We start from the raw sequence: 19,250 nt of genomic DNA on the forward strand, positions 1-19,250 counted from the left end.
GGCAGACCTGATGCAGACCACCGCTTGGCTCGTCCTGGGCCTCCCCCTCCTCGGCGCGATCACGATCGGGCTCCTCCACAAGAGGCTGCCCGGCAAGACCGCGGGCTACCTCGGCACCACGCTCCTCGCCGGGTCGTTCCTGTGCGCGGTCCTCACGCTGCTCTCCCTGCAGGACCGCGGCGAGGCACACCGCCAGGTCGTCTTCGTCGCGTGGGACTACGCGAAGACCGTCGGCCTCGACGCGCAGCTGTCGATCCTCATCGACCCGCTGTCGCTCCTGATGATGTGCGTCGTCACCGGCGTCTCGACGCTCATCCACCTGTACTCGATCGGGTACATGGTCAGCGACAAGGGCTACGCGCGCTTCTTCGCGTACCTGAACTTCTTCGTCTTCTCGATGCTCCTGCTCGTGATGGCCGGGAACTTCCTCCTGCTCATCGTCGGCTGGGCCTTCGTCGGCGCGGCGTCCTACCTGCTCATCAGCTTCTGGTACCGCCGCACGACGGCGACCGCGGCGGGCATCAAGGCGTTCGTCATCAACGTCGTCGGCGACATCGGCCTCGTGCTCGGGACGTACTTCATCTTCCGGCACTCGCACTCGCTGGACTTCCTCACGACGTTCAAGGCGGCGGACGCCGGCGCCCTCGGCCACCACGGCTCGGCCGACCTCACCGCCGGCTGCCTGCTGCTCCTCGTCGGCGCCTGCGCGAAGTCCGCGCAGATCCCGCTGCACACCTGGCTGCCGGACGCGATGGAGGGCCCGACGCCGGTCTCCTCCCTCATCCACGCGGCGACGATGGTCACCGCCGGCGTGTACCTCATCGCCCGCATGCACCCGCTCTTCGAGCAGGCGCCCGCCGCCGCCGACACCGGCGCGGTCATCGGCGCGGTGACGCTCCTCGTCGCCGGCACGATCGGCCTCTGCGTCACCGACCTCAAGCGGGTCATCGCCTACTCGACGATGTCGCAGATCGGCTACATGATCATGGGCGTGAGCTCCGGCGCGTACGTCGCGGGCCTCTTCCACCTCATGACCCACGCCTTCTTCAAGGCGCTGCTCTTCATGGCAGCCGGCTCGGTCATCGGCGCGACGGCCGGCAACCAGGACCTCGACCGGATGCGCGGCTTCCGCAAGGCGATGCCGTTCACCTTCGGGTGCTTCGTCATCGGCGGCCTCGCGCTCGCGGGCATCCCGCCCTTCTCCGGCTTCTTCTCCAAGGACGAGATCCTGCTCGTCATCGGCGAGCAGGGCGGCTGGCACTGGGCGCTCTACGTCGCCGGCTACGTCGGCGCGTTCCTCACCGCGATCTACACGTGGCGCATGATCTTCCGCGCCTTCTTCGGCGAGGCGTGCCCCGAGGCGAAGGAGCTCGAGCACGGGCACCTGTTCCACGCCGAGGTCCACACGAACCCCGCCAACGGCGAGGTCGAGGACACCGACGTCGGCTTCCCGGGCGCCGAGCACCACATCGCCGAGCAGACCATCGAGATGAAGCTCGCCATGGGCGTCCTCGCGATCCTCGCGGTCGTCGGCGGCTTCCTCCAGATCCCGAAGGTGAACCACCACCTCGACTCGTTCCTCGACCCGACGTTCGCGGACTCCGCGATCCGTCCGGACAGCAAGGACGGCCTCCTCTACTTCGGCCTCGTCCTCGGCACGGCGCTGGGCCTCGCGGGCATCGCGATCGCCTACCGCGTCTGGGTCGTCAAGCCGGGTACGAGCGCCGCGGTCCTCGGGAGGTTCCGCCCGGTGCACCGCGTCTTCGTGAACAAGTGGTACTTCGACGAGGCGATCGACCTCGTCGTCGTCCGCCCCTTCGCCTTCCTCGGCCGCGCCTCGCGCAACTCCTTCGAGCGGATCGTCGTCAACGGCGCGTTCGTCGGGGGGTCCACCGGGGTCGTCAAGGCCTCCTCGTCCGCGGTCCGCGCGATCCAGACGGGCCTGCTGCGCTCCTACACCGCCCTGCTCCTCGTCGGCCTCACCGGGGTCGGCCTCTACTTCCTCCTGAGCGCATGACGATCCATCTCTCCATCATGCTCTGGGCGCCGGCCGCCCTCGCGCTCGCGGGCGCGCTGATCCCCGGGGGCAGGACCGTCTCGCGGGCCCTCGCCGGCGTCGGGACGCTCATCGCCCTCGGCTACGCGATCACCCTCGTCGCCGACTACAAGTCCGGTGGCGGCCTGCAGTACGTCACCGACCGCATGTGGATCCGCGAGCTCGGCATCCACTACAAGCTCGGCGTCGACGGGCTGAACCTCTTCCTCATCCTCCTGACGTCGGTGCTCTTCACGGCGACGACGCTGTGGTCGCTCTCGTCCGAGCGGGCCCGCGAGGGCCAGTACTGGCTGCAGCTCGGCCTCGCCCACTCGTTCGTCCTCGGCTCGCTCATGGCGCAGGACCTCGCGCTCTTCGTCGCCTTCTTCGACCTCATGCTCATCCCGTTCTTCTTCCTCAGCCTCGGCTGGGGCGGCGGCCGGCGGGACGAGCGCATCGCGGCGATCACGAAGCTCGTCATCTACACGCTCGTCGGGTCGCTGCTCATGCTCACCGCCGCGATCGCGCTCGCCGTGCTCAGCGCGTCGCAGTCGGGCAACGACCTGAGCTTCGCGTTCACCGACCTGCAGAAGGTGACGCTCACGAAGGGCTCGCAGGAGTGGATCTTCCTCTGCTTCGCCGCCGCCTTCCTCGTGAAGATGCCGTCCTTCCCGTTCCACGGCTGGATGCCCGACGGCTACAAGGCGATGCCGATGCCCGTGCTGGCGGTCTTCTCCGGCGTGCTCTCGAAGGTCGCCGCGTACGGGTTCCTGCGGATCGTCGTGCCGCTGCTGCCGGACGCCGCGGTCCACTTCCAGACGCTCATGCTGCTCATCGCGCTGGCGTCGGTCCTCTACGGCTCGGTGATGGCCTTCACGACGACGAACACCCGGCTCATCCTCGGGTACTCGTCGCTCGCGCAGCTCGGCTTCATCGTGCTCGGGATCTTCTCCCTCACCGAGCAGGGCGCGCAGGGCGCGATCCTGCAGTCGGTCAACCACGGGCTCGTCGTGGCGCCCGCCTTCTTCCTCGCCGGCGCCGCCGCGGTGCGGTCGGGCGGCTCGGAGGACCTGCGGGACATGGGCGGCATCGCCTTCCGCGCCCCGGTGCTCACGACGATCTTCCTCATCGTCGCGATGGCGAACCTCGCCATCCCGGGCTCGTCGAACTTCGTCGGCGAGTTCCTCATCCTGCTCGGCGTCTTCAACGCGAAGCTCGCGATCGCGTGCATCGCCTTCACCGGCGTCGCGCTCGCCTCGGTCTACACGCTGCGCCTCTTCATCCGCGCGATGCACAACCGTGTCGGGCAGGATGTCACCTCGCGTGACGTGTCGCTGGGCGACGCGGTCGTCCTCGTGCCGCTCGTGCTCTGCATCCTCGGCCTCGCGCTCTACCCGCAGCTCGCGCTGAAGAAGGGCGAGCAGACGGTCAAGGGCTCGGTCGCCGCCGCGCGCGCCATGACGCACCCGCCGAAGACGGCGGCCGCGGCGCAGAACGGCAGCGTCCTGAACACCGTGAAGACCGTGCCCGCCGGCACCCCCGTCCCCGCGACCGGAGGCACTCCCTGATGCACACCGCCCTCCTCACGCTCGCCGCGTCCACGACGAAGGTCAAGGGCCCGCACATCGACTGGGCCGGCCTCTCGCCGCTCCTCGCCATCCTCGGCGGCATCGTCGTCGTCCTCATGGCCGGCCTGCTGCGCCCGCGCTTCGCCCGCGAGCAGCTGGTCCCCGGGCTGACGCTCGTCTCGCTCGGGGCCGCCCTCGGCCTCACGATCTGGCAGCTCGACGACAACAAGTCCCTCGTCGCCGGGGCCCTGCGCCTCGACGGCCTCTCGACGACGCTCACGTGCCTGTTCCTCGCCGCCGGCATCGGGACGACGCTCCTGTCCTGGCGGGCCATGGCCCCCCGCGAGTCGGCCCACGGCGAGTTCTTCGCGATGCTCCTGACGAGCATCTCGGGGATGATCGTCCTCACCTGGGCGCAGGACACGATCTCGCTCTTCCTCGGCCTCGAGCTCCTGTCGATCCCGCTGTACGTCCTGTGCGCGACCGAGATGCGCCGGGCCACCTCGCTCGAGGCGGGCCTGAAGTACCTCATCGTCGGGTCCGTCGGGTCCGCGACGCTGCTCTACGGCCTCGCGCTCATCTACGGCGCGACCGGCAGCACGGGCTACGCCGAGACCGCCGCCGCCTTCTCGACGCACTCGCTGTCGACCGACACGCTCGCCCTCACCGGCATCGCGCTCGTCGTCGTCGGCCTCTGCTTCAAGTGCTCCGTGGCGCCGTTCCACCAGTGGACGCCCGACGTGTACGAGGGCTCCCCCACCCCGGTCACCGCGTTCATGGCCGTGGCGACGAAGGCGGCCGCGTTCGGCGTCTTCCTGCGCTTCTTCGACACCGCGCTCATCGACGCGCAGGGCACCTGGGGCCCCGCCCTCGCCGCCCTCGCGGCGATCACGATCATCGTCGGCAACGTCGGCGCGCTCGGGCAGTCGTCGCTGAAGCGGATGCTCGCCTACTCGTCGGTGGCGCAGGCGGGCTACATGCTCGCGGGCGTCGTCGTCTCCACCTCGCTCGGTGTCCGGGCGACGGTCTTCTACCTCGCCGCGTACCTCCTGATGAACCTCGCCGCGTTCGGGGTCGTCATCGCCCGCGAGCGCGAGACCGGCCGCGGCGACGACATCTCCGCCGTCGCCGGCATCGGCGCCTCCCGCCCGCTCCTCGCGTGGCCGCTCACGATCTCGATGCTCGCCCTCGCCGGCGTGCCCGCGACCGCCGGCTTCATCGGCAAGTTCCAGCTCATCCGCGCGACCGTCGACGGCCACTACGCGTGGCTCGGCATCGTCATCGTCATCGGCTCGATGATCTCGCTCGGCTACTACCTCCGCGTCATCGCCGCGGTGTGGACCGGCGACGCCGTCGAGTCCGCGCAGGTCGCGACCGGTCTTCCGGCCCTCGCCGGCGGTTCCCCCGACGCCGAGGTCACCGGCCCGGCCGCCGGGCCCGCGTGGGAGGTCACGCTCGTCGCCGTCGTCTTCGGCGCCGCGATCGTCGTCTTCGGCGTCATCCCGCAGCCGCTCTTCGACTTCGTCGCCCGCGCCGGCAGCGCCTTCTCGAACCTCATCTGAGGCGGCGCTGCGGCGCGGTGCGCCGCAGCGTCCGGCAGGATCCCGAGCACATGCGCATCTCCGCGAAAGCCGATTACGCCGTCCGGGCGGCGATCCACCTCGCGGCGAACGCCGCAGGCGAGCGGCCGACGAAGGGCGAGGCGGTCGCCACCGGCCAGGGCATCCCGATGAAGTTCCTCGAGAACATCCTCGGCGACCTGCGGCACGCGGGCCTCGTCCGCAGCCAGCGCGGCGCCGACGGCGGCTACTGGCTCAACCGCCCGGCCGACGCGATCTCCGTCGCCGACGTCATTCGCGCCGTGGACGGTCCCCTCGCCTCCGTCCGGGGCCAGCGCCCCGAGGACGTCCCCTACGAGGGCGCCGCGGAGCCCCTCCAGCGCGTCTGGATCGCCGTCCGCCACAACCTCCGCGCGGTCCTGGAGACCGTCACGCTCGCCGACCTCGCCTCGGGGGAGCTGCCGGCGGACATCGTGAAGCTCGCCGATGACCCGGAGGCCTGGGTCACGCGGTAGGACGCGTTGCGCTTCCGCGGAAGCGCTACGTGATGTCGTGCTTCCGCGGAAACGCCGGGGGGCGGCGGCGGGCCGAGGGGTTTACGGCGGCTGGTTACGGCGGACGGACGTGGGGGTGGTGCGGGGCGGGGGAGGTGCCGTCGGCGCTTCGGTGGTCGGCGTGCGACCTGATCCAGCTATGGGCTGCATCAGGTCACACGCCGGGGCGGGTCGCGGCCAGGTGTGTCCTCCACCTCACCAGGGCGACGCTCAGCGGTCACACCTCGCCGGAGTCCCCCCGGAACGCCGGTGGATGGCAGATCACGGTTGCACAGCAACCGCGATCCACCACCCAGCACCCGAGGGCACCTCCCTCCCCCGTAACCAGCCCGCTGTTCGAGCGCCCGCACCCGTACGGCCCGCTCGCGTCAGCGTCAGCAGCGACCGCGCCCCGGCCCGAGGCGCGCCGGCCCGAAGCCCTACGCCGCCACCACTCCCGGCACCTGGCCCAACGGCGCGCGGACCCAGACGATGTCGCCGGCCTGCAGCTCGAGGGTCTCCGCCTCGGCGCGGGTGATCTGCGCGACGACGGGCTCGGCGCCGGCGGGCGCGTCGGCGGGCAGGAGCTCGACGCGGACCTCGAAGCCGAGGTGGACGACGCGCTGGACCTGGGCCTCGGTGGCGCCCTCGCGGTGCTCGAGCGAGAGGTCGAGGTCGTGCGGCCGCACGAGGCCGCCGCCGAGGCGGGCGACCGGCCCGAGGAAGGACATGACGAACTCCGACGCGGGGGCGTCGTAGAGGTCGCGAGGCCGGCCGGCCTGCGCGATCTGCCCGGCGTCCATGACCGCGATCGTGTCCGCGACGTCGAGCGCCTCCTCCTGGTCGTGGGTGACGAGGACGGTCGTGACGTGGACCTCGTCGTGCAGGCGGCGCAGCCAGGTGCGCAGCTCGGCGCGGACCTTCGCGTCGAGGGCGCCGAAGGGCTCGTCGAGCAGCAGGACCGCCGGCTCGATCGCCAGGGCGCGCGCGAGCGCCATGCGCTGCCGCTGGCCGCCGGAGAGCTGCGACGGGTAGCGCTGCTGGTAGCCGTCGAGGCCGACGACGCGCAGCAGCTCGTCGACCTTCTCCTTGACCTCGGCCTTCGGGCGCCGGCGGATCTTCAGGCCGAACGCGACGTTGTCGCGCACGCTCATGTGCTCGAAGGCCGCGTAGTGCTGGAAGACGAACCCGATGCCGCGCTGCTGGGGCGCGAGGTTCGTCACGTCCTCGCCGTCGAGGATCACGCGGCCCGAGGACGGGACTTCGAGGCCCGCGATGACGCGCAGGAGCGTCGACTTCCCCGACCCGGACGGGCCGAGCAGCGCCGTGAGCGACCCCGACGCGATCTCGAGGTCGACGCCCCTGAGCGCGTGGAAGTCCTCGTAGTGCTTGTCGACGGACTCGACGGTGATCATGGCCGGCCTTCCTTGCGGGGGTTGAGCCTCGTCATCAGCAGCAGGGTCGCCAGCGCGATGAGGGCGAGCAGCGCGGAGGCGGCGTACGCGCCCGCGAGGTCGAAGTTGCCGAAGCGCTTCTCGACGAGGAGCGTGAGCGTCTCGGACTCGCCGGCGACCTTGCCGCTGACGACGCTCACCGCCCCGAACTCGCCGATGCAGCGTGCGACGGTGAGGACGACGCCGTACGCGACGCCCCAGCGGATCGCCGGGAGCGTGATGCGCCAGAAGGCCTGCCACGAGGAGGCGCCGAGGGTCGCCGCGGCCTGCTCCTGCTCGTCGCCGATCTCGCGCAGGACGGGCGTCACCTCGCGAGCGACGAACGGCAGCGACACGAAGACCGTCGCGATGACCATGCCCGGCAGCGAGAAGATGATCTGGATGCCGTGGTCGGTGAGCCACGGGCCGAGCCAGCCGGTCCGCCCGTAGACGAGGACGAGGCTCAGGCCGACGACGACCGGGCTGATCGCGAACGGGAGGTCGACGATCGCCTCGAGCACCGGCTTGCCGCGGACGCGGCCGCGTACGAGGACGAGCGCGGTGAGGACGCCGAGGACCGTGTTCAGCGGGACGGCGATCGCCGCGATCTCCAGGGTGAGCTGGAACGCGTGGATCGCCGCGGGCGTCGTCACCGACGACCAGACGGCGCCGGCGCCGTGCTCGAAGGTCCGGTACAGGACGAGCCCGACCGGGATGCCGAGCAGGAGCGCGAGGTACCCGAGGGCGAGCACGCGCAGGCCGAGGCGGGTGGTGCGGGACTGCTCACGCATGGCCGCGGTCACCGCCCCGGCGCTCGAGGACGCGGATGCCGACGAGCACGGTCAGCGAGACCGCGAGCAGGACGACCGAGACGGCGGCCGCGGCGACCGGGCTGTCGCTCGACTCCTGGAGCTTGAAGATGTAAACCGAGCTGACCTCGGTCCTGAACGGCACGTTGCCGCTGATGAGGACGACCGACCCGAACTCGCCGACGGCCCGCGCGAAGCTCAGCGCCGCCCCCGAGAGGATCGCCGGCCGGAGGTTCGGCAGGACGATCCGCCGGAACGTCTGCCCCGGCGTCGCCCCGAGGGACGTCGACGCCTCCTCCATCTCGCGGTCGAGCTCGATGAGGACCGGCTGCACCGACCGCACGACGAAGGGCAGCGTCACGAACAGCAGGGCCAGCAGGACCGCCGTGCGCGTGTACGTCACGTCGATGCCGACCGGCGAGTCCTGCCCGTAGAGCGCGATGAGCGTCAGGCCGGCGACGATCGTCGGGAGCGCGAACGGCAGGTCGATGAGGGCGTTGACGACGCCCTTCCCGCGGAAGTCGTCACGGACGAGGACCCAGGCGACGAGGGTCCCCGTGACGGCGTTGATGGCCGCCGCGATCAGCGACACGACGAGGGTGAAGGCGAGCGCGTCGACCGCCGCCCGGCTGGAGACGGCGTGCCAGAAGGAGCCCGTGCCGTCCCCGAGCGACTTCGCCGTCAGCGCCGCGAGCGGGAGCAGGACGATGACGCTGAGCCAGACGGTGACGACGCCCATCGGGAGCGCGCCGGTCCCGCCCGCGCGGGCGCGCCGGTGCACGCCCGCGCGGCGGCGCACCGGCGCCCCGCGCTCGCTGCTCGCGACGGTCGCCATCTACTTGCTCGTGGACACCCCGGCGCCCTGCTCGATCTTCGTGATCGAGCCCTTGTCCGGGTCGAAGAGGGTGTCGTTGACCGTCGTCCAGCCGCCGAGCTCGGCGATCGTGCGCAGCGTCCGGGGCTCCGGGAACCTCGCCGCGTTCGCCCTCAGGACGGCCGGGTTCACCGGGCGGTAGCCCCAGGACGCGAACCTCTCCTGCCCGGCGGGCGAGAGGACGTAGTCGATGAAGTCCTGCGCCGCCGCCGGGGCCTTCTTCGTCTTCGCGATGTCGATCTCGATCCTGATCGTGTCGCCGGGCGTGACGACGTCGACCTTCTCGCCCTTCCGCTGCGCGGTCGTCGCCTCGTACTCGTAGGAAAGGAGGACGTCGCCGTGGCCGGAGACGAAGTTCTGCAGCGCCTCGCGCCCGGACTTGTCCTGGACGACGACGTGCCTGGCGACGAGCTCCTTGACGTACGCGAGGCCCTTGGCCGGGTCCTTGCCGCCGTCCGACGCCTGGGCGTAGGCGGCGAGGATGTTCCACTTCGCCGCGCCCGAGGTGAACGGGTTCGGCGTGAGGACCTTGACGCCGGGCTTCAGGAGGTCCGCCCACGTCCTGATGTGCTTCGGGTTGCCCTTGCGGACGATGAACGACACGAGCGACGTCGTGACGAGGCCCTTGGTCGGCGTCCTGTCCCAGTCGGCGGCGACGAGGCCGTCCTTCACGAGCCGGGTGACGTCCGGCTCGGTGGAGAACGTCACGACGTCGGCGGGCAGGCCGGCCTCGACGGCGCGGCTCTGGTCGCCGGAGGCGCCGTAGCTCGACTTGAAGCCGATGCCCCTCCCCGCGGCGGTCCGGCCGAAGGCGGGGATGAGCTCGTCGTAGACGACCTGCGGGGTCGAGTAGGCGACGAGGTCGAGCGTGGCCTTGCCGCCGCTCGCGCTCGCCGCCCCTCCGCCTCCGTCCGTCGAGTCCGACGCGCCTCCGCAGCCGGCGGCCACGAGCGTGGTGGCCAGCAGGGCGGTCAGGGTCGGCAGCGTGCGCTTCATCAGGGTTTCTCCAAAACAGGTGTTTGTCAGTCGGGATTCGGCAGAATACACAAATCCCACCGACTTGGTCCCCTCTTTGCCTACAGCCTTGATGTACAAGCAGGCGAGCGTCTTCGCGAGGGGTCCGGACACCGCGGCCGCCGCTCGGCGCGGTAGGGTCATCGACCCCGTATGGACTACCCCGTCGAGAGCTTCACCCCCGCCGAGCAGGCGCGCCTCGCGCCCCACGTGACGAACCTGGACCGCCCGGTCTTCGCGCTCACGAACCTCCCGGAGACCGTCAAGGGCGCGATGTTCGCCCGCTATTCGCGCTATCAGGGCACGCTGCGCCGGATGTTCCTCGACGAGTTCGCGGACTCGCTCCCGGAGATCGCCGCCGGCGCCGACGACACCGAGGGCACGCGCGCGGCGGAGCTCTACGAGCGGATCTTCGTCGGTTACGGGGATGACAGCGTCGCGCAGCTCGGGGGCGCGCACGTCGCCTGCGAATGGGTCTCGAACGTCCTGACGAAGGTCCTCCAGCGCCCGCGCCTCGGCGCCTACCTCGAGCAGTCCACGCGCTACATCCCGTACGACACGCCGATGGGCGGCGCGGACTCCAGGCACCCGCGCTACCGCTACTACCGCGACCCGTCGCTCGGCCCCGTCTACGAGCAGACGATGGACGAGATCTTCGGCGTCTACTCCGGCCTGCTGCCGAAGGTCCGCACGTGGGTCGACGGGACCTTTCCCGGCGACCCGGGCCCCGCCCGCGACCGGGCGATCGGCGCGAAGGCCCTCGACCTCGTCCGCGGCCTCCTCCCGGCGGCCTCGCTGTCGCACATGGGCATCTACGCGACGGGCCAGACGTACGAGCAGCTCATCCTCCACCTCCTCGCGCACCCGCTGCCCGAGGCGCGCGAGTGCGGCACTCAGATCCTCGACGCGCTCCAGCACGTCATGCCGTCGTTCGTGTCGCGCATCCCCCGGCCCGACCGCGGCGGCGAGTGGATCGGCTACCTGCAGCAGCGCGACGAGGCGGCCGCCCGCTGGGTCACGCGCCTCGGCCTCGACCGGCCGACGGCCGCGGAGGGCTCCGGCCGCCCGTCGGTGCGCCTGCTGCACGTCGACGGGGACGAGGACGCCCTCCTCGCCGCGCTCCTCTTCGAGGCCTCCGGGGTCTCGGAGGAGGACGCGCGCATCCGCCTCTCCGCCCTCTCGACGGACGAGCGCATCGCGCTGCTCACCGACCTCGTCGGCGAGCGCCGCAACCGCCGCCACCGGCCCGGGCGCGGGTACGAGGCGCTGCGCTACCGCTTCGAGATCGTCTCCGACTACGGCGCCTTCCGCGACCTGCAGCGTCACCGCATGCTCACCGTGCAGTGGCAGAAGCTCACGCCCGGCCTCGGCGCGGGGGTGCCCGAGGAGATCGACCTCGCGGGCGCCGGCGGGGAGTACCGCCACGCGCTCGAGCTCTCCCGCGTCGCCCACCAGCGCCTGCTCGACGACGGGCACGACTCGCGCGTCGCGATGTACGCGCTGTGCCTCGGCTACCGCATCCGCTACGTCCTGGACCTCAACGCCCGCGAGGCGATGCAGCTCATCGAGCTGCGCTCCGGCCGCGAGGGCCACCCGTCCTACCGCGCCGTCGCGCACGAGATGCACCGCCACATCGCGGCGGTGCACCCCGCCGTCGCGGGGACGATGATCCACGTCGACGGCGACGTCGAGCCGCGGCTGGAGCGGATCCTGTCCGAGATGCGCACCCAGAACAAGCTCGACCAGCTGCTGCCGCCCACGCGCGGCTGACCGACGGTCGTACGCTAGCGGGGCGATGGACCGCCCCGCCGCCCCCACCTCGACGCCGCCGCCGTCGCCGACGCCGCGGCTGCTCTCGGCGCAGCGGCCGCCGGCGCGCTTCGGGCTCGCCGTCGCCGTCCTCGGCGTCGCCGGCTGCACGCTCGCCGTCGCCGCGCTGCGGGGCCTGACGCCGGCGGCCTCCCTGTCGGTCCTCTACATCCTGCCGGTGCTCCTCGTCGCGACCTCCTGGGGGCTCGTGCTCGCCCTCGCGACGGCGATCGGGTCCGCGCTCGCCTTCAACCTCTTCTTCCTGCCGCCGACCGGGCGCCTGACCGTCGCCGACGACCGCAACGTCGCCGCCCTCGGGACGTTCATGGTCGTCGCGTTCGTCACGAGCCGTGTCGCCGACCTCGCGCGGGCGCGGGCCGCCGAGGCCGAGGCCCGCCGGCAGGAGGCCGACCTCGCGGCCGAGCTCGCCCGCGGGCTGCTCGCGGGCGGCGACCCCGGCGACCTGCTGCGGACCGCGTCGCGACGGGTCGCGGAGGCGCTCGCGGTGCCCGCGGTCACCCTTGAGCGCGGCGAGGTCCCGGCCGGTGCGGACGGGCGTCGCGAGGCGTTCCCGCTGCGCGACAGCGAGCGCACCGTGGCGACGCTCCTGCTTCCCGCCGGACTCGACCCGGCGCTGCGCACACGGCTCGTCGCCCACGTCCTCCCGTCCCTCGAGGCGCTGCTCGCCGCCGCCCTCGAGCGGGATGCGCTCCAGGCCGAGGTCGTCGAGACCCAGGCCCTGCGCCGCAGCGACGTCGTGAAGACCGCGATCCTGCGCGCGGTCTCCCACGACCTGCGCTCGCCCCTGACCGGGATCCTCACCGCCGGGACGGCGCTCGGCTCCGCGTCGCTCGGCCCCGAGGACCGCGAGGCGCTCGCCGCCGGGGTCGTCGCGGACGCCGAGCGCCTCTCGCACGTCGTCGACAACCTCCTGGACCTCTCGCGGCTGGAGGCCGGAACCGCCGCGCCGCGCACCGACTGGTGCGCCATCGACGAGGTGCTGCACACCGCGGCCGAGCAGGCCGGCGGGGACGTGCGCTTCGCGCTCGACGCGGACCTGCCGCTCGTCCGCGCCGACCCCGCGCAGCTCGAGCGGGCCTTCACGAACCTCATCGCGAACGCCGACGTCCACGGCGCCGGGCGTCCCGTGTCGGTCCGCGCGCGGGTCGTCGGCGCCCGGCTCGTCGTCCGGATCGTCGACCGTGGCCCGGGCATCCCGGCGGCCGACCAGGCCCGCATCTTCGAGCCGTTCTTCCGGGGCGGCCCGCGTGACCCGGCGCGGCCGGCCGGCAGCGGGCTCGGCCTGGCGATCGTCCGGGGCTTCGTCGAGGCCAACGGCGGCGAGGTGGGCGTCGAGTCCCTGCCGGGCCAGGGGTCGAGCTTCGTCGTGACGTTCCCCGTCGCCCCGGTCCCGCAGGACACCGCGCGGAGGCCGGCGTGAGCGGCGGACCCGGCGCCCGCCGCATCCTCGTCGTCGACGACGAGCCGCAGATCCTCCGGGCCCTGCGCGTCATCCTCCGCGAGGCGGGCTACGACGTCGTCGAGGCCGCCGACGTCGAGACCGCCCTCGACCGCGCGTCGATCCGCCCGCCGGACGGCGCGATCATCGACCTCGTCCTCCCCGACGGCACCGGCGTCGACCTCTGCCGCCGCCTGCGCGAGTGGAGCCAGATGCCGGTCATCGTCCTCAGCGCCGTCGACGAGGAGGAGATGAAGGTCCAGGCGCTGCAGGCCGGCGCGGACGACTACGTCACCAAGCCGTTCGGGCCCCGCGAGCTCGTCGCCCGCCTGGAGGCCGCGCTGCGCCGCACGAACGGCACCCCCGACGAGCCGCTCATCGAGGCCGACGGCCTGACGATCGACCTCGCCGCACGGGTCGTCCGCCGCGACGGCGAGGAGGTGCACCTCACGCCGATCGAGTTCGACCTCCTGCGCCACCTCGCCCGCAACCGCGGACGGCTGCTCACCCACCGCGCGCTGCTCGTCGAGGTCTGGGGCCCCGGCTACGCGGACGACACCGCCGTCCTGCGCACGCACGTCGCGAACCTGCGCCGGAAGATCGAGCGCGGCGGCGGGCCGCCGCGGCTCGTGCGGACCGACCCCGGGGTCGGCTACCGCTTCAGCGGCTGAGGCCGAGGCGCCTCAGAGCAGGACCGCGCCGGCGACCGCGAAGGCGAGGCTCATGACGAGCAGGCCGCCGGCGACGGTCTGCAGCAGCCGGTCCTCGTCGGAGAGCTCGAGGACGCGGAGCCGCGGCGTCACCCACACGAACGCGCCGCCGACCCCGAGCATCGTGTAGGCGAGGACGACGAACGGGCCGAGCGAGCCGCCGAGGACGACGATGCCGGCGATGACCGCGAGGGCCTGCGCCGTCGCCCAGATGAGGAACTTCGCCAGGACGCGGCGGGCGGGCGGCAGGCGGTCGAACGCGCGCTCGCGGCCCCCCGCGGCGGGTCGCGGGGACGCGGCGGCCTTGCGGGCGGCGGCACGGGGCGGGGGCGCGTCGGAGCGCTGGCGGGAGCGGCGGCCCATGGCTGGGCAACCTTAGAGGAGCGATCAGCTCGTGAGCTCGCCCGGGTCCGCCGGGACGTCGACCGCGTGCTCGCGCAGGATGTCGAGCGGGACGATGTCGAGCGCGCGCTCGTGGGTCGAGGCGAGGACGACGAACGCCGCCGCGCCGTCCTGGTGGGCGCGCAGCCAGTTGGCGGCCGTCACGCACCAGCGGTCCCCCGGGACGAGCCCGGGGAAGTGGTAGGCGGGCAGCGGCGTCGAGAGGTCGTTCCCGATCGAGCGCTGGTGGTCGAGGAACTCGGCGGTGACGACCGCGCAGATCGTGTGGCTCCCGAGGTCCTCCGGCCCCGTCGTGCAGCAGCCGTCCCGGTAGAAGCCGGTGACGGGGTCGGTCCCGCAGAGCTCGAGCTCGCCGCCCAGCACGTTGCGATCGGTCATCGGGCGCAGTATCGCCCGTCGGCGGGCCGGGGCGCAAAGGGCGGCGCCGCGCCCCCGGGGAGGGGGCGCGGCGCCGGTGGGGGTGTGACCGTCCCGGGTGGCATTGGCGCCGTGGGCGGTCACGCCCCCGGCGTCAGACGGCGGCGCCGGCCTGCTCGCGGACGTACGCGCCCTCGGCGGCCGCGAGGATGCGCTTCAGCCGCGCGGCCGCGGCGACGGCGGTCATGACCGGTCCCCCGCGGCGGCGTAGGCGGTCTGCCAGGCGCTCCGGAACCGGGCACCCCAGGCGCGGAGCTCCGGCAGGACCCCGCCCGCGGCGATGAGGGCGCCCCCGATCGCGACGACGACCGACACGACGAGCGCCGCGTGGAAGCCGTCGAGACGGGCGCCGGCGGAGCCGTCCGCGGCGGACGAGGCGCGGGTCCCCGCGTCCATCGCCGCCGTGGCGACCGCGAGCGTCACCGCCCCGCCGAACTGCAGCGAGGTGAACAGCAGCCCGGAGGCGAGCCCCTGCTCGTGGTCGGCGATGCCGTCGGTCGCGGCCATGTTCAGGGGGCCGAACGTGAGCATGAAGCCGATCCCGGCGAGGACCATCGTGGGCAGGATGCTCGTCGCGTACGCCGAGTCCTCGGCGATGCCGGTCGACAGCGCGTAGGCGCCGACGAACGCGAGCATCCCGACGGCGACGACCCGCGCGCTGCCGTAGCGGCTCACGAGCGCGGCGGAGCGCGGCGACCCGAAGGCGACGATGAGGCCGGCGGGCAGGAACGCCCCCGCCATCTCGAACGCCGACCAGCCGCGGAGCTGCTGCATGTACAGCGTCCCGACGAACTGGAAGCCGATCCACGCCCCGAAGACCGTCATCGCGGTGAGGTTCGCGCGGCGGAGCTTCGCGGAGCGCAGGATCCCGAGCCGGACGAGCGGGTGGCTGCTGCGCAGCTCCACCCGGACGAACGTCGCGATGAGGGCGACGGCCGCCGCGAGGGAGAGCAGCGTCCGCAGCGAGCCCCAGCCGGCCGTGGGCGCCTGGACGATCGTGAAGACCGCGAGGAGCATCGAGCCGGTGATGAGGGTCGCGCCGGGGAGGTCGAACGTGCGGGCGCTGAGGCCCGCGGCCTGGGACTCGCCGCGGGGGACGTGCTTGAGCGCGAGCACGATCAGGCCTGCGGTCAGGACGACCGGGACGAGGAACGTCAGGCGCCAGCCGAGCTCGGTGAGGACGCCGCCGAAGACGAGGCCGCTGGAGAAGCCGGTCGCGCCGGTGGCTGCGTAGATCGCGAGCGCCCGGTTGCGGGCCGGCCCCTCCGCGAACGTCGTCGTGACGATCGAGAGCGCGGCCGGGGCCGTGAAGGCGGCCGCGGTGCCCTTGAGGAAGCGGGTGGCGATGAGCAGGGTGCCGTCGCTGACGAGGCCGCCGAGCAACGAGGCGATGGCGAACAACGTCAGGGCGGCGAGGAAGACGCGCCGGCGGCCGAGGAGGTCGGCGGCCCGTCCGCCCAGGAGCAGGAAGCCGCCGTAGCCCAGCACGTAGCCGGAGACGATCCACTGCAGGCTGGTGGTCGAGAGGTGCAGGTCGGCGTCGATCGACGGGAGGGCGACGCCCACCATCGAGACGTCGAGCCCGTCGAGGAAGACCGCGCCGCACACGACGAGCAGGAGGGCCCAGGCCCGCCGGTCGAAGCGGTCGTCGGTGATGTGGGTGGAGGTCATGGGTCGGCACTATACATGCATGCGCATACAATGCCACCACATTCATTGTCTGAACACACATTGACACCAGATGCATCGAAACCGCTACGCTGTAGGTCGTCATGAGCACCACCGGGTCGTCCCTCATGGGGGAGTGGCGTCAGCTGCTCGCCCGTCATGCCAGGGTCAGCGAAGCCCTCGAGCGCGAGCTCGAGCGCCATCACCGCCTGTCCGTCACCGAGTTCGAGGCCCTGCGCCACCTGGCCGAGAGCGACGACAACGGCTGCCGCCTGCAGCAGCTCGTCGACGACGTCCACATGAGCCAGAGCGCCCTGTCGCGGCTCATCGGCCGGCTCGCCGACGAGGGCCTGGTCGAGCGCCGCAGCTGCGCCGAGGACCGTCGCGGCATCTTCGCCGTCATCACCGACGAGGGGCGCAGGCGCCTCGCGGAGGCGACGCCCACGCACGAGGCCGTCCTCGAGCGCACCCTGCGCTGACCGGCCACCCCCGCGCTGGGGCGGGGACGGTCAACACCGCCCGGAGCGGGGCCTACGTGACCGCCGGTTTCCCTCCCGCGCGCTCAGCCGCCGCCCTTCACCCGCGCCTCCTCGGCCTGGCGCAGCTCGATGCGGCGGATCTTGCCGGTGAGGGTCTTCGGGAGGTCGCTCGTGAACTCGATGAGCCGCGGATAGGCGTAGGCCGAGAGGCGCTCGCGGACGAAGGCCTGGATCTCCTTCGCGAGCTCGTCGGACGGCTCGTGGCCCTCGGCGAGGACGATGAACGCCTTGACGACGTGGCCGCGGCGCTCGTCCGGGGAGGCGACCGCGGCGGCCTCGGCGACGGCCGGGTGCTCGAGGCAGGCGGACTCGACCTCGAACGGGCCGATCCGGTATCCGGCGGCGATGATGAGGTCGTCGGCGCGGCCCTCGTACCAGTAGTAGCCGTCCGCGTCCTGGGAGGCGGCGTCCCCGGTCCGGAACCACTCGCCGCCGAAGACGCGCTCGGTGTCCTCCGGCCGGTTCCAGTAGCCGAGCGGGTAGTGCGGGTTGGAGCGCGCCTTCAGGGCGATCTCGCCGCGGGTGCCCGGCTCGGTCACCGGCCGCGAGTCCTCGTCGAGGATCGCCATCTCCCAGCCGGGGGACGGCTTGCCCATCGACCCCTCGCGGACCTCCATGAACGGGTAGTTCGCGACCATCGGGTAGCTCTCGGTCATCCCGTAGTAGTCGAGGACGGTGAGGCCGTATTGCTGGCGGAACCAGCGGATCGCCTCCGGGTTCAGCGGCTCGCCGGCGCTGCAGACGATCCGGAACTTCTGGGGGTAGCGCGTGCCCGCGTCGGCGATCGACATCATCGAGCGCATCGCCGTCGGCGTCGTGAAGACGTTCGTCACGCCGAGCTTCGACAGGAACTCGAGCTGCTGATGGGGGTCGAAGCCGCCCTGGCGCTGCAGGACGCACTGCACCGCGCCGAGCCGCCACGGGCCGAGCAGCGGCGCGATGCCCGCCGCCCACGCCCACTCCCCCATGCCGTGGAAGCGCTCGCCGTCCTGCACGTCGTGGGCGTACTCGAACTCGTTGTGGGCGATGAGGTAGCGGTGCGCGTGGACGATGCCCTTCGCCGTCCCGGTCGTGCCCGACGTGTAGTAGAGCTGCGCGGGGTCGTCGGCGGCCGTGTCGGCGAGGACCGGGGTCGCGTCGGCGGCCGCGAGGACGTCGGCGTCCAGGACGATGACCGTCTCCACGAGCGAGGTGTCGAACCGCCCGACGTTCGCCGCGTCGGTCACGAGGACCTTGGCCTGCGAGTCCTGCAGGCGGTAGCGGATGCCGTCGTCCCCGTAGAGGACGGACATCGACAGCAGGACGGCGCCGAGCTTCCACGTCCCGAAGAAGATCGCGGCGGTCTCGGGGGTCGGCGGCAGGACGACGGCGACGCGGTCCCCCTTGCCCACGCCCTTGGAGGCGAGCAGGTTCGCCGCGCGGTTCGCGAGGTCCTGCAGCTCGCCCCAGTGCAGCTCGCGCTCGACGCCGTCGTGGCGGACGTGGAGCATCGCGAGCTTGTCGGGCGGATGCTTCTCGCAGACGTCGTGCGCGATGTTGTAGCGCTCCGGGACCTCCCAGCGGTGGTCGGCGACAGCCTGCTCGTACGTGCGCGTGGTGGTGCTCATGGCCCACCGAGTCTCGCCCCTTCCGGGGCGTGACTGCAAGCGGATGCGTGCGGACGCCGGTCAGGCGGCCGCGCCGGCCCGCCGGGCGCGGGCCCGGCCGGGCTGCGCGGCGACGAGCCGCTCGGCCGTCGCGCCGAACGCGAGCCCGATCGTGAGCCACAGCGTCGCGCTGATCCCGAGCGACGCGAGGCGGAAGCGGTACAGCACGTCGGCGGGGAAGCCGGCCGGGGTCTCGTGCACCGCGGGGAGGATGAGCTGCGCCGCCGCGACGACGAGCACGAAGACCGCGCCCGCGGCGATGGCGGCGTTCCACGGGCCGAGGCGCTCCGCGTACTCGCGGCGCACGCGCCCGGCCGCGATCGCGGCGAGGACGGTGATCGCGATCATCGCGAAGAAGAGCAGCGTCCGCCGGTCGATCGTGTCGGCGTTGCCGACGCTCGGCGGGCTCGCCGGGTACTTCGTGAAGGGGACGAGCGTGATCGTGACGTAGGCGGCGAGCGCGAGCAGCGCCGAGGTCGCGCGGACCCCGAAGGACCCGACGCGTCCGTAGGCGTAGGCGAACACCAGGGCGAACATGCCGCCGAGGGCGACGCCCATCGCGACCGTCCCGATCAGCAGGCCGACCGTCCGCTGCGTGCCGCGGCTGATGAGCGCGTGCTCGTGCGCGGCGCCGGCCTTCGCGGCCATGAGGTCCTCGAAGTCGATCGCGTGCTGGACCTGGGGCTCACCGAACGCGTAGGCGAACGCGAACGCCAGGACGCCGGCCAGGAGGCCGACGAGCATCCCCCGGATCAGGAGGGAGCGGACCATGTGA

General features: G+C 72.6%; 17 protein-coding genes. 8 read left to right on the plus strand and 9 right to left on the minus strand.

The window, feature by feature from the left end; genetic code table 11:
• Positions 1-10 precede the first annotated feature (10 nt).
• From nuoL to NBH00_RS22490, 4 genes are read left to right on the plus strand one after another with little or no spacing between them, the layout of a single operon-like run.
• Positions 11-2,017, plus strand: a complete 2,007-nt coding sequence (gene nuoL / locus NBH00_RS22475) for an NADH-quinone oxidoreductase subunit L (RefSeq protein ID WP_254570803.1) — start codon at positions 11-13, stop codon at positions 2,015-2,017.
• A complete protein-coding gene (locus tag NBH00_RS22480; RefSeq protein WP_254570804.1) occupies positions 2,014-3,603 on the plus strand; it encodes a complex I subunit 4 family protein in 1,590 nt (529 codons plus the stop codon). The genes nuoL and NBH00_RS22480 overlap by 4 nt, the downstream gene beginning before the upstream one ends.
• The gene (locus NBH00_RS22485) at positions 3,603-5,165 is read left to right on the plus strand and encodes an NADH-quinone oxidoreductase subunit N (protein WP_254570805.1); all 1,563 of its coding nucleotides are present in this window, start codon (positions 3,603-3,605) and stop codon (positions 5,163-5,165) included. Before NBH00_RS22480 ends, NBH00_RS22485 begins: the two co-directional genes overlap by 1 nt.
• A 50-nt stretch (positions 5,166-5,215) precedes the next feature.
• Positions 5,216-5,677, plus strand: a complete 462-nt coding sequence (locus tag NBH00_RS22490; protein ID WP_254570806.1) for an RrF2 family transcriptional regulator — start codon at positions 5,216-5,218, stop codon at positions 5,675-5,677.
• Between the two features lie 458 nt (positions 5,678-6,135).
• Here the strand turns inward: NBH00_RS22490 and NBH00_RS22495 are convergent, their stop codons facing one another.
• From NBH00_RS22495 to NBH00_RS22510, 4 genes are read right to left on the minus strand one after another with little or no spacing between them, the layout of a single operon-like run.
• A complete protein-coding gene (locus tag NBH00_RS22495; RefSeq protein ID WP_254570807.1) occupies positions 6,136-7,110 on the minus strand; it encodes a sulfate/molybdate ABC transporter ATP-binding protein in 975 nt (324 codons plus the stop codon).
• Positions 7,107-7,919, minus strand: a complete 813-nt coding sequence (gene cysW, locus NBH00_RS22500) for a sulfate ABC transporter permease subunit CysW (RefSeq protein WP_254570808.1) — start codon at positions 7,917-7,919, stop codon at positions 7,107-7,109. Before cysW ends, NBH00_RS22495 begins: the two co-directional genes overlap by 4 nt.
• Positions 7,912-8,772, minus strand: coding sequence for a sulfate ABC transporter permease subunit CysT (cysT, locus tag NBH00_RS22505; protein WP_254570809.1), 861 nt, complete (start codon positions 8,770-8,772; stop codon positions 7,912-7,914). Before cysT ends, cysW begins: the two co-directional genes overlap by 8 nt.
• Positions 8,773-9,807: a sulfate ABC transporter substrate-binding protein gene (locus tag NBH00_RS22510; protein ID WP_254570810.1), complete on the minus strand. Its 1,035-nt coding sequence runs from the start codon at positions 9,805-9,807 to the stop codon at positions 8,773-8,775.
• Between the two features lie 171 nt (positions 9,808-9,978).
• Between NBH00_RS22510 and NBH00_RS22515 the strand changes: the two genes are divergently transcribed.
• The 3 genes from NBH00_RS22515 to NBH00_RS22525 are packed head-to-tail and all read left to right on the plus strand — an operon-like array spanning position 9,979 to position 13,764.
• Complete coding sequence (locus tag NBH00_RS22515) at positions 9,979-11,595, plus strand: FAD-dependent thymidylate synthase (RefSeq protein WP_254570811.1); 1,617 nt, start codon at positions 9,979-9,981, stop codon at positions 11,593-11,595.
• Between the two features lie 25 nt (positions 11,596-11,620).
• A complete protein-coding gene (locus NBH00_RS22520) occupies positions 11,621-13,075 on the plus strand; it encodes a sensor histidine kinase (RefSeq protein ID WP_254570812.1) in 1,455 nt (484 codons plus the stop codon).
• Positions 13,072-13,764: a response regulator gene (locus NBH00_RS22525; RefSeq protein WP_254570813.1), complete on the plus strand. Its 693-nt coding sequence runs from the start codon at positions 13,072-13,074 to the stop codon at positions 13,762-13,764. Before NBH00_RS22520 ends, NBH00_RS22525 begins: the two co-directional genes overlap by 4 nt.
• Positions 13,765-13,776: 12 nt before the next feature.
• Here the strand turns inward: NBH00_RS22525 and NBH00_RS22530 are convergent, their stop codons facing one another.
• The 3 genes from NBH00_RS22530 to NBH00_RS22540 form a co-directional block, all read right to left on the minus strand.
• Positions 13,777-14,166: a hypothetical protein gene (locus NBH00_RS22530; protein ID WP_254570814.1), complete on the minus strand. Its 390-nt coding sequence runs from the start codon at positions 14,164-14,166 to the stop codon at positions 13,777-13,779.
• Positions 14,167-14,190: 24 nt separating this feature from the next.
• Positions 14,191-14,583: a DUF2237 family protein gene (locus tag NBH00_RS22535; protein ID WP_254570815.1), complete on the minus strand. Its 393-nt coding sequence runs from the start codon at positions 14,581-14,583 to the stop codon at positions 14,191-14,193.
• A 222-nt stretch (positions 14,584-14,805) separates the two neighbouring features.
• Positions 14,806-16,293: an MFS transporter gene (locus NBH00_RS22540; RefSeq protein WP_254570816.1), complete on the minus strand. Its 1,488-nt coding sequence runs from the start codon at positions 16,291-16,293 to the stop codon at positions 14,806-14,808.
• A gap of 101 nt (positions 16,294-16,394) precedes the next feature.
• Between NBH00_RS22540 and NBH00_RS22545 the strand changes: the two genes are divergently transcribed.
• Positions 16,395-16,769, plus strand: coding sequence for a MarR family winged helix-turn-helix transcriptional regulator (locus NBH00_RS22545; RefSeq protein WP_254570817.1), 375 nt, complete (start codon positions 16,395-16,397; stop codon positions 16,767-16,769).
• An 83-nt stretch (positions 16,770-16,852) separates the two neighbouring features.
• On the opposite strand, the gene NBH00_RS22550 is transcribed toward NBH00_RS22545, so the two are convergent.
• The gene (locus NBH00_RS22550) at positions 16,853-18,436 is read right to left on the minus strand and encodes an acetate--CoA ligase (RefSeq protein ID WP_254570818.1); all 1,584 of its coding nucleotides are present in this window, start codon (positions 18,434-18,436) and stop codon (positions 16,853-16,855) included.
• A 60-nt stretch (positions 18,437-18,496) separates the two neighbouring features.
• Positions 18,497-19,246, minus strand: coding sequence for a CbtA family protein (locus tag NBH00_RS22555; RefSeq protein ID WP_254570819.1), 750 nt, complete (start codon positions 19,244-19,246; stop codon positions 18,497-18,499).
• Positions 19,247-19,250 lie beyond the last annotated feature (4 nt).

Origin of the sequence: Paraconexibacter antarcticus (assembly GCF_024220175.1) — a bacterium.
Classification (GTDB): Bacteria; Actinomycetota; Thermoleophilia; order Solirubrobacterales; family Solirubrobacteraceae; genus Paraconexibacter; species Paraconexibacter antarcticus.